This is a genomic window from Flavobacterium psychraerolatum, assembly GCF_025960985.1.
GTDB lineage: Bacteria > Bacteroidota > Bacteroidia > Flavobacteriales > Flavobacteriaceae > Flavobacterium.
On the sequence record NZ_JAOQMX010000074.1, the window covers coordinates 1 to 9927 of the forward strand.

The window sequence follows — 9927 nt, forward strand, 5'->3', positions numbered from 1 at the left end:
AAGACACAATATTCAATAATTTAATCAAAAGAATGGTAAAAGCAGATAATATTTGTCAAAAGGAGATCATATGTAACTAACTGCTTACCTCAATAGATTTTTATCTGCAAGTTATGGGAAAGCTTTCAGAGAAATTCTTTTAGCAGAATATAAATTAATTTCATTAATTGACTATAGTGACAAAATTGTTTTTGCTGATGCAAGTACATATCCAGTAATTACTTTTATAAAAAATGAAAAGTCTTCAAAAAAATATGATTTAGTAAATGGAAAATTTGATGAAAGTACTAGAAATTTGATTTCTAATAATTATCCATCAGATAAGTTAAGTATTTTGGATGATTCGATTTTGGGATTCTTATTAAATGACAAAATAAATTTAACTCTAAAAGTATTTGAACAATCTGAATCCTTAGAAAATTGTGGCAAAATTAGTGCAACATCAACAGCAAGTGAAGCTGATTTATATTCTAATCTAATCTCAGATAATATTGGTTATAAGTTAATTAATACTGGTACAATAGATCCGTTTTTATCATTTTGGGGTTTGGATTATCTAACAGATAAAGGAGAAAAATATTTATCACCTTATTTGCCAAAAGATTCAGATGTAATATCTAAAAACAGACATAATTTATATAGTAATAAGAAAATAATTATTTCAAAAATCGGTTTACAATGTGAAGCTTTTTATGATAAATACGCCGAATTTGCTTCAATAAATACTAATTGCATTTATAATTTTTCAGATTTGTTTATTCCAGAATACTTGGTTTGCTGGTTAAATTCCAAACTTTACAATTATACTTTTGAGTGTCTTTTTGATGGTTTACGAATGTCAGGTGGGTATTTATTGTTTTCAGCTCCAAATTTGAAAAACACTAAAATAAAAAAAATCTCGCTCCCTAAACAAGAAGCATTTATTCCTAAAGCAGATTTAATGTTGACGGTTAATAAGGAATTACAAGAAAAAAATAACAAGTTCACAAACTATTTAAAAGGACAATTTCAGTTAGAAAAACTATCTAAAAAATTACAAAAATGGTACGAGTTATCCTTTGCAGATTTTATAAAGGAAGTCAACAAAGCCATTAAAACCAATAATAAGGAGTTACTTAAAAACAATATGCAAGCCGTAAAAGAGTTAACCAAACTCGACGAAATGGATTGGATGGAAGTATTTGAAACTAAAAAAGCAGAAGCTCAAACTCTTAAACAACAAATAAACGCTACAGATCGAGAAATCGATGCCATGGTGTATGAGTTGTATGGATTAACAGCAGAGGAAATAGCCATTGTTGAAAATAGTTAGTCATAGCTATTACACGGGTATAGTTTAACGCAAATCATGTTCTACCTAAAATAAGTAATCAGTATAATGTCTCTATCTTCTATTGAATTTTTTTTTTACAAATCGTTTAAGCTAAGTTTTTTAATACTGTTAATAACTAATTTTCTGGTTGTTATAAAATTCATATATTTTTGCTAAAAAATAAACCTATAAGTTGATTTAATGAAAATAGTCCCTATATTTGTCCAAGAAAATAAGCGTGAAGGATTGTTTTCAATTCACTTAGATGGTGAGATGGAAGACGAAGTAACCAAGTGTATGGAGCAATGGTTGTTAGATCCTCAGTATTTATATGATTTTTTCAGTTTACATCAAGACGATTTAAATAGTGGTTATTATGGAAAAACAATCAGCATACAACAAGCAATCAAATATACTAGAGAAGAAGCTGAAGCATTATTTTACCAACTTGAAAGTTTGGCAGTTTCAGGGTCAAAAACAGGGAGCGACACTCTTTCAAAAGCATTTCATCCTTTATACAATTTAGAATTCACACATAAAGAACTGCAACTAGTCAAAGCGAAAACACCAATTAGGAAAAAATGGTTGCGTATGTATGCAATTAAAATTGGACCAAACACATTTCTTGTTACTGGCGGAGCAATAAAGTTAGTGGAGACAATGAAGGAAAGCGCACACTTAATCAAAGAAAAACAAAAATTAGAAGACATTAAATATTATCTCAAAGAAGAAGGAATTCTAGATCAGGATGATTTTGAAATGTATGAAATTTAAGATATGGAACTAAACGAAAGATTAGACAAATTTGAAAAATTAGTAAGCGACAAGCCTTCTAATTTTCTTTCAAAGTTGGCTCAATACAAAGCCAATAAAAAATGGATAGATCACTCATACAATGTTGCAACTACTGTTCTAGAGGCATTGAAACACAAAGGAATGTCTCAGAAAGATCTAGCAAAAAAAATGAATGTTTCTGCACAACAAGTGAATAAGATCATCAAAGGAAAACAAAATCTAACCTTTGAGACCATTGGAAAATTAGAAGATGCTTTGGGAATTTTGTTGATGGAGATTATAAGTTATAATCCAGTAAGCGAAATAAAAATAAATGCAACTCAAGTTAAATCAGTTGAAAAAATATTAACCAAAGAGTTAACTAAGAATGATCTAGCCGATTATTCTTTTTCAGATAATTTCAGACAAAAAGAGGGAGTTCAAATGAATGTTGTTTATAATAATTTAACTCAAGCAATCAAATACCCAAAAGTAGGATAATGGCAGATAATAACGTAAACCTTACTTTTAACTTCGTTAAAATAAGAACAGATCAATTTGCTTTGTTTGAAGAAAACCATCTTGACAAGGGCAATGTAAACCTTAGTACAAATATGTCTTTTGGCTTGAATGTAGAAGAAGAAGCTTTTTCAGTAAGTTTAAAATTTACATTTGAAATGAAGAAAAAGCCATTTATGGCGACGCAAGTGACTTGCTTTTTTAATATTGAAAAGATTACTTGGGAAAGTTTACAATCAAATGATAAAATTATTCTTCCAAAAGGTTTTGTCGCACACATGGCCATGTTAACAGTAGGTACTGCAAGAGGCATATTGCATTCAAAAACTGAAGGAACTATCTTTAACAAATACATCTTGCCTACTCTAAACGTAGCGGAAATGATTCCCGAAGACGTAGTTTTTGATTAAAGAAATAAATAGGGTAATCTAGAGGTATGCTTAGCTATACTTTATATAAGTGTACTTTTAAGCAAGGAATATACTGGTAGTAGATTATTTAGTCTCGCATTCTCCACATAAAAAACCGTAAATCTTACAGTAGATTTACGGTTTTTTATTGGCTATATTTTTCTTGTTTAGTAAATAAGAAATCCCAACTGAACCATAGAAGTAGCCCGTATTTGTTGGGTGTACCAATTCTCTCCCTCGATACATAAAGGTGTAATATAGGTTTAGGTTGTTTTTTCGGTATTTTATTCCGGCTTCTCCATTGAATCGAAAAGGAACCAGATCAAAGGTCACGGGGCTGTTGTTGTTAAAAAGGCTGCCCTCAATTGTTGCGTCATACAATTGGTAGTTAACGCTAGTACTCACATAGGCATAAAATTCACTTTCATTTGATCCTGCGCTTGCTCCATATAAATTGGAGTCATATATAGGAGTCAGTTTTTTAAATCCAATCCTCGTTATTAAACCGGTAGAAACACCTGTAAATATGGTTCCCAAATTGGCTTCGGATCTAAAGTGTACATCTGTAAATCGGTTGTTGCGTTCTTTAAAGAGTTTTTTAGAATATAAAAAATGGGTCTGAATAGCGAGTGCATTCTGAATTTGATGTTCCCATCCCAGTAGTTTTGGGTAGCCCACAATTTCATGAAAATTATTTTGTATTTGACGCCCAAAAGAATTAGGTCCTAAATAACCCAGTCGAACGTCTGCTTGAAATACAGACTCCTTTTTGAAAAACAAAGATTGTCCCAGTTCACCAAATAGATAACCTGCGTATGGACGGTCCATAATCGAAATTTTGGGTGTGATTACAAAACGAGGTGTGTAAATGTATTGCCCTAGTTTGAACGTAACTGTTTTTTTAGCTACCTCTGGATTTTGACTTTCTATAATATGCCTGTAAAATAGTTCCAATCCATTGGTGTAGTACATGTCATTCTTAGAAGAAGTATACAAATCATTGTCAGTAATTAGTCCAATTTCTGTAGTAGTATTTTGTCCCCAGATGGCAGCTGTGAAGAGAAAAATGGAAGTGATAAGATATTTTTTTAAAATCATTTAGTACTTAATTGTACCAATAGTTTTCATCACCTTTACGATTTTGGTTTTTCTATTATTGATATAAGTTGAGGATCCTGTTGCTTTGTATTTTCTTGGGCTTGGCAATATCGCTGCAATTCCTGCGGCTTGTGTAGGGGTAAGGCTGTTACAGTCTTTTCTGTACCAATATTGAGTGGCAGCTTGCGCTCCGTAAATTCCGTCTCCCATTTCGATACTATTCAAGTAGACTTCCATAATGCGTTCTTTACCCCAAATAAGTTCAATAAGAACTGTAAAATAGGCTTCGAGGCCTTTTCTTAGGTAACTTCGTCCTTGCCATAAAAAGACATTTTTGGCAGTTTGTTGGCTTATAGTACTTCCGCCTTTTATTTTACGGCCACGTTCATTATTTTTGTATGCTTTTTGCAATGCACCAAAATCAAAACCACTATGAGTTAAAAACAAGCCGTCTTCACTAGAGATAACTGCTTTTTGCAAATTGGTAGAAATATTTTCAATGGGTTCCCAATCATGGCTAAATACTGCATCTTTATTAATACTTCTATTTTCAAATATTCGGATAACCATTAAGGGAGTTAATGGGACAGGTACAAATTTAAAGAGTAGTACGAAAAAGATCGAGATTCCAAAAAACCATAAGACTATTTTTAAAAAAAAAGTTTTTATCGTACCCATATTGTTTGTAGTATCTTTTTTAATTGGTTTTTTAAATGGTTTTTTCTTGATTTTTGAGACTGCCATTGGTTTAATTCTATATTTCGGTAAAATTACTTTTTTTAATAAACCTTTCAATATTTTTCAGGTTTTTTCTTGAGTGAATTTTGATGTATTTTTTTGAAGAGTAATTTTTTAATAAAAGAAAAGTGTTTGCAAACCAAAGTATTTTACTTAAATTTATTTGCTCGCAGTGATGTTCTATATTTAGTTATAATTCTGCAATTAATAAGTTATAATCAATTCAAGTTAATCCTATACATGGGGCATAAACAGAGTAATCTTCCTTTAAAAGTTCTAATAAGTTATTTCGTTCTAGCGGCCTTGGTGGTGAGTGTAGGCTGGGTTTTATATTCTGAAAATGTCTTTTATTCGAAAATAGAAAATCAAAGTGCTTCAGAGAATACTATCGTTTTACGTATAAGTAAACTTTTTTCAAATGTTTATAAAACTGAAAGCTTGGCTCGAAAAACAATTCAGTCCAATACAGAAGCAGATTTTAAAAACTATATTGCTCAAACAGACTCTTTGGAAATTAGAATTGATTCCTTAAAAAAAGGGATAACGAATGAATATCAAATAAAATTATTAGATAGTGTTAGTGTTCTATTAAATGAAAAAACAGAAAATATAAGGAAGCTTAAGGCTATTAAAAGTAAATCCTCAGATGATGGCTCGGTTACTAATGCGATAAAAGAGCTAACCCAGTTGGAGTCTTCTCTTCAAAAATTACAGCTTCATGATTTTACTAAGCATCCCGAAAAAATGGGTGGTTATGAACGAACAGTACTTCAAAATTATGTTGATTACCTTAATAAAAATATTCCTGATGATAGTACCAATACCCTAACCAAAAAAGCTTCGGATTCTATACTGTCGGCTTCAAAAAGATTGCTTTATCGTGTCAAAGTAGAAGCTGAAAAAAAGCAAAAGTCCCTAAGTCAAGAAGAAAATAAACTTTTAAAAAATGAAATTTTAATATCAGAACAACTTCGAAAAGTACTGCGTGTTATTGAAAATGAAATGATAGTTTTTTCGATTAATAATAATATCGAAAAAGATAAATCCCTTAAAAAGACAAATAAGATTGTAAGCTACGCTGCTGGAATTGGTTTATTGCTAACGCTGTTTTTTTCGCTTTTAATTACAAGTGATTTTTCTAAATCACAATCTTATAAAACACAATTGGAAGTTGCCAATTTCAAAACGAAGAATTTACTCAAGAGTCGTGAACAACTTATTTCGACTGTTAGTCATGATCTGAAGACACCTTTGAGTACAATTATGGGGTATGCAGAACTTTTGGGAGAATCTGATTTAACCAAAAAGCAGTTGTATTATACAAATACAATCAAGAATTCATCAGACTACATTACTCGATTGGTACAAGATCTATTGGATTTTTCACAAATTGAAGCTGGTAAAATTTCGATAGAAAATCAACCTTTTTTGGTAGGTGAAACCATAAATGAAGTAGCTAATAATATTCAATCTGTTCATAAAGATAAGAAAATAGATCTTGAAGTTACGATTGATAATCGTTTTGAAAGATCAGTTTTGGGTGATGTTTTTCGGGTAAAACAAGTTTTAATCAATATTTTGGGGAATGCGTATAAGTTCACTGCTGATGGGTTTATTCGAATCAATGCGACTTTGTCTCTAGACGAACAATGGGTATATATAACGATAACCGATTCTGGAATTGGAATTGAGAAACAAAGTCAAGAACTGGTGTTTGAAGAGTTTGCCCAAGCAAATGAAAATATAGAAAAACAATTTGGTGGAACTGGTTTAGGCTTGGCTATTTCAAAAAAGATAAGTAATCTTTTAGGAGGTGATTTGTATTTAAAAACTAGCTCTGAAAACGGAAGTTGTTTCGAAATTAAATTTCCATTGTTTTTTGGATCAGAACTACCGAAATCTATCGTTGGGCTTTATGTTCCTGTCGTGCAAAATAAAACCATTGTTATCGTAGATGATGATGCAGATTTATTAGGGCTTTCAACCGAGGTTTTAAAGAAATATTATACGGTAGTTCCATTTTCTAATGGGTATGCTGCTTTGCATTATATATTGAATACTACTTTTGATTTATTAATTACAGACATTCAAATGCCTATCATGAATGGTTTTGAGTTGGCAGAAGCTATCGTGAATGCAGAAACAAGTGAGTATGATGGGCAACCACTGATTGCAGTCACAGGTAGGGGAGATTTAAATGCTGAAGTATATCTTTTGGCTGGGTTTACAACCGTAGTTAAAAAACCATTGAGCCCTAATTTCCTTTTAAAAACAATAGATGCTGTATTTCTAAGGGATAAGCTTCCAGTTGAAGTTACTGACGTTTTGGTTTTGGAGAAAAGTACTCAACTATTTTCTTTGGAGTCTTTATTATTGTTTTTGAATAATGACAAAGAGGCCGTAAGAAGTGTGGTACATTCGCTGATGGAATCAACAACAGATAATTTAGGTCAACTTCAGATTGCAGCTCAAGATATAGATCCTGTCAAAATGCAAGCAATTGCACACAAAATGGCTCCGATGTTCAAACAAATAGAAGCAATTGAAATTGCTACTGTCTTGAATGCATTAGAACTAAACCAATATAAAGTAGGAGAATTAGAAAAGGTAATTGTTGATTTACAAATAAAAATTAATGTTTTATTTAGTGCACTTAAGAAGGTGCTTTAGTTAAGATCATATAATTTTAATTTGTTGTATAGGGTTTTGCGTGTGATTTCCAAAAGTTTTGCGGCTTCCGATTTGTTGTTTTGCGTTTTTAGTAATGCCAACTCAATGGCTTCTTTTTCATTTTTGGATAAGGACAATGAATCTGATTTGGTTACTTCTTGTTGAAAAAATTCCATTGGTAGAACAGTCGCTTCTATAAAATCGCCAGAAGTTAGCAGAGTTGATCGTTTGATACAGTTTTGTAATTCCCGTAGGTTTCCTGGCCAAGGATAGTTTTGAAAAATTCGAACGACTTCTTTACTAAATCCAATAACTTCTTTGTTGAGTTGTGTGTTTGCCTTATCTAAAAAGAATTCGGCAAAAATCATTAAATCTGCCCCACGTTCTGAAAGGGAAGGAGAGTGAATGGAGAATTCGTTAATTCGGTGGTATAAATCTTCTCTAAAATCACCATTTTTAACTGCTTCTCGCAAATCTTCGTTCGTAGCTGTAATAATTCGAATGTCAACTTCGATTTCTTTATTACTTCCTACAGGTTTTATTTTTCGCTCTTGTAAGGCGCGTAATAGCTGAATTTGATTCTCATACGATAGATTGCCTATCTCGTCTAAAAAAAGGGTACCGTTATTGGCAGCTTCAAAATAACCAATCTTATCGGATATTGCACCCGTGAAAGATCCTTTTAAATGTCCGAAAAACTCACTTGCAGCCAATTCTTTTGGTATGGCACCACAGTCTACAGCAATGAAATTTTTGTTTTTCCGAGGGCTATTTTGATGTATACTTTTTGCTATTATTTCTTTTCCTGTCCCACTTTCACCAATGATTAATACAGACATGTCTGTTGGACTTACCAGCTGGATGTGTTCACTTAGTTTCTTTGATTCAGGCGAAATTCCTTGGACATATTCTTTTAATTCCGCTTTCTTTCTAGTTTTTGAAGTTTCCTTTTTTAATGGTAGCTGGACTTCATTATTTTGAATAGTATTGTTGATGACCAATAAAACTTCATCAGGATTAAAAGGTTTGGATATATAATCACTAGCGCCATTTTTAATTGCTTTTACAGCTGTAGTTACATCAGAATAACCCGTCATTAAAATTACGGGTATTTGAGGGTGTGTTGATTTGAATTCACTCAAAAGACTTATTCCATCTGTGTCAGGAAGGCGAAGATCTGTTAATATCAGGTCAAATATTTCTTTTTTAACCATTATCCGGGCATCATCTGCTGAAAAAGAGGTCGTTACTGAAAAAGAGTGCTTTGTTAGAAATTTTTCTAACAGTTTACAAAATGAAATATCATCTTCAATAATTAAAATCTTTTGCATGGGATATGGTGCTTTTTTAGCTAAATTAATACTAATATTGTTGTTCTGTCATAAAATTATGCAAAAAAAAAGAGATCGCTTTTGGCGTCCTCTTTCCGATGTATATAAACAAATCCGTGTATTGGTATGATAATCAGTTCCCATTGACATCTGAATTGGCAGTAGCTAGTTGGGTTTTTACTGATCGGACGACTCATTCTTATCTTTCTTTCAAATATAATCTATATGATCTTTGTGGAGAGCATAAATAAGAGGTAGAGAACGAGTCAAATTTTAAAGTGCTTAAATTGAAAATTAATACTGTTCACGGACTAGTATCATTTATTACTTTTTGATAACAATACCTTCTGCATCTGTATAAATCGTGTACATCTTATCGCTCATTGAGATTTCAAGTTTGTACTCTTTTTGCTCGTTGGTATATGCTTTTTCTAATTTAGCTCCAGGAAAAGAATTTGTAATGGTGCTGTTGACAGCATCAGGAAGTGCATCTGTTGCGACTTCAGTAAATTCGTCTTGAATGTTTTCAATTGCGTTGTTTTGAACTGCAGCTTCAGTTGGAGTTGCAATAGCAGTCATTGTACCTAATAAAATGGCTGCTGATAAGATTAACTTTTTCATAATATCTATTTTTTAATTTGTAATTATTTGATTATTAGCTTTGAATCCATTGTCCGTTTGCATCTGCGAATAAAGTTTCTTCAGTGTTGCCAGACTTTATATTAAGTTTATATTCATTTTTCTCATTAGCAAATGCTTTTGAAATAATAGCTTCAGGATGTAATTTCATTAGAGATTCAATAACCGCCGCAGGAACTTGTTCCAATTTAATTTCACTGTATCCAGTTGTAGTAGTAGCTTCAGTTGCTGCTTCAGTTGGATTAGTATTTTGATCTTGAGCCGACATTGTTGTTAAAGACCCTAAAATAATTGCTGCTGATAAAATTAACTTTTTCATAATATGTATATTTTAAATTGAATGTTGTATTATTTTTGAATCCATTTTCCATTTTCGTCAGCAAATAAAGAACCTTCTTTATCTCCAACTTTAACGTCAAGTTGATATTCTTTCTTT

General features: G+C 31.8%; 10 protein-coding genes. 5 read left to right on the plus strand and 5 right to left on the minus strand.

Annotation, left to right across the window (positions count from 1 at the left end):
* Positions 1–295: 295 nt before the first annotated feature.
* From M2326_RS17080 to M2326_RS17095, 4 genes are all read left to right on the plus strand, one after another.
* Complete coding sequence (locus M2326_RS17080; protein ID WP_264620757.1) at positions 296–1312, plus strand: TaqI-like C-terminal specificity domain-containing protein; 1017 nt, start codon at positions 296–298, stop codon at positions 1310–1312.
* Positions 1313–1513: 201 nt separating this feature from the next.
* Positions 1514–2086, plus strand: a complete 573-nt coding sequence (locus M2326_RS17085; RefSeq protein ID WP_264620758.1) for a hypothetical protein — start codon at positions 1514–1516, stop codon at positions 2084–2086.
* A 3-nt stretch (positions 2087–2089) separates the two neighbouring features.
* Positions 2090–2587, plus strand: coding sequence for a helix-turn-helix transcriptional regulator (locus tag M2326_RS17090; RefSeq protein ID WP_264620759.1), 498 nt, complete (start codon positions 2090–2092; stop codon positions 2585–2587).
* Positions 2587–3015 (plus strand): hypothetical protein, encoded by a 429-nt coding sequence (locus tag M2326_RS17095; RefSeq protein WP_264620760.1) that lies wholly within the window; start codon positions 2587–2589, stop codon positions 3013–3015. The genes M2326_RS17090 and M2326_RS17095 overlap by 1 nt, the downstream gene beginning before the upstream one ends.
* Before the next feature lie 135 nt (positions 3016–3150).
* Here M2326_RS17095 and M2326_RS17100 read toward each other — a convergent pair whose 3' ends face one another.
* Both M2326_RS17100 and mtgA read right to left on the minus strand, forming a co-directional pair.
* Positions 3151–4113 carry a lipid A deacylase LpxR family protein gene (locus M2326_RS17100; protein ID WP_264620761.1) on the minus strand — a complete coding sequence of 321 codons (963 nt, stop codon included), beginning with the start codon at positions 4111–4113 and terminating at the stop codon, positions 3151–3153.
* Entirely contained in the window at positions 4114–4857 is a 744-nt protein-coding gene (mtgA, locus tag M2326_RS17105; RefSeq protein WP_413603280.1) for a monofunctional biosynthetic peptidoglycan transglycosylase, read from the minus strand.
* 234 nt (positions 4858–5091) lie between these two features.
* Between mtgA and M2326_RS17110 the strand changes: the two genes are divergently transcribed.
* A complete protein-coding gene (locus M2326_RS17110) occupies positions 5092–7521 on the plus strand; it encodes an ATP-binding response regulator (RefSeq protein ID WP_264620762.1) in 2430 nt (809 codons plus the stop codon).
* Here M2326_RS17110 and M2326_RS17115 read toward each other — a convergent pair.
* The 3 genes from M2326_RS17115 to M2326_RS17125 all read right to left on the minus strand — a co-directional run bounded on the left by M2326_RS17115 (position 7518) and on the right by M2326_RS17125 (position 9810).
* Positions 7518–8852 (minus strand): sigma-54-dependent transcriptional regulator, encoded by a 1335-nt coding sequence (locus tag M2326_RS17115; protein ID WP_264620763.1) that lies wholly within the window; start codon positions 8850–8852, stop codon positions 7518–7520. The two genes, M2326_RS17110 and M2326_RS17115, sit on opposite strands and share 4 nt — an antisense overlap.
* Before the next feature lie 324 nt (positions 8853–9176).
* Complete coding sequence (locus M2326_RS17120) at positions 9177–9473, minus strand: hypothetical protein (protein ID WP_264620764.1); 297 nt, start codon at positions 9471–9473, stop codon at positions 9177–9179.
* 34 nt (positions 9474–9507) lie between these two features.
* The gene (locus M2326_RS17125) at positions 9508–9810 is read right to left on the minus strand and encodes a hypothetical protein (RefSeq protein ID WP_264620765.1); all 303 of its coding nucleotides are present in this window, start codon (positions 9808–9810) and stop codon (positions 9508–9510) included.
* Between the last annotated feature and the right edge of the window lie 117 nt (positions 9811–9927).

Excerpts from the sequence above, each read along its gene's own strand:
- M2326_RS17085 (WP_264620758.1), top strand. The coding sequence starts at position 1,514 with ATGAAAATAGTCCCTATATTTGTCCAAGAAAATAAGCGTGAAGGATTG.
- mtgA (WP_413603280.1), bottom strand. The coding sequence starts at position 4,857 with ATGGCAGTCTCAAAAATCAAGAAAAAACCATTTAAAAAACCAATTAAA.
- M2326_RS17100 (WP_264620761.1), bottom strand. The coding sequence starts at position 4,113 with ATGATTTTAAAAAAATATCTTATCACTTCCATTTTTCTCTTCACAGCT.
- M2326_RS17095 (WP_264620760.1), top strand. The coding sequence starts at position 2,587 with ATGGCAGATAATAACGTAAACCTTACTTTTAACTTCGTTAAAATAAGA.
- M2326_RS17115 (WP_264620763.1), bottom strand. The coding sequence starts at position 8,852 with ATGCAAAAGATTTTAATTATTGAAGATGATATTTCATTTTGTAAACTG.
- M2326_RS17110 (WP_264620762.1), top strand. The coding sequence starts at position 5,092 with ATGGGGCATAAACAGAGTAATCTTCCTTTAAAAGTTCTAATAAGTTAT.
- M2326_RS17120 (WP_264620764.1), bottom strand. The coding sequence starts at position 9,473 with ATGAAAAAGTTAATCTTATCAGCAGCCATTTTATTAGGTACAATGACT.
- M2326_RS17090 (WP_264620759.1), top strand. The coding sequence starts at position 2,090 with ATGGAACTAAACGAAAGATTAGACAAATTTGAAAAATTAGTAAGCGAC.
- M2326_RS17125 (WP_264620765.1), bottom strand. The coding sequence starts at position 9,810 with ATGAAAAAGTTAATTTTATCAGCAGCAATTATTTTAGGGTCTTTAACA.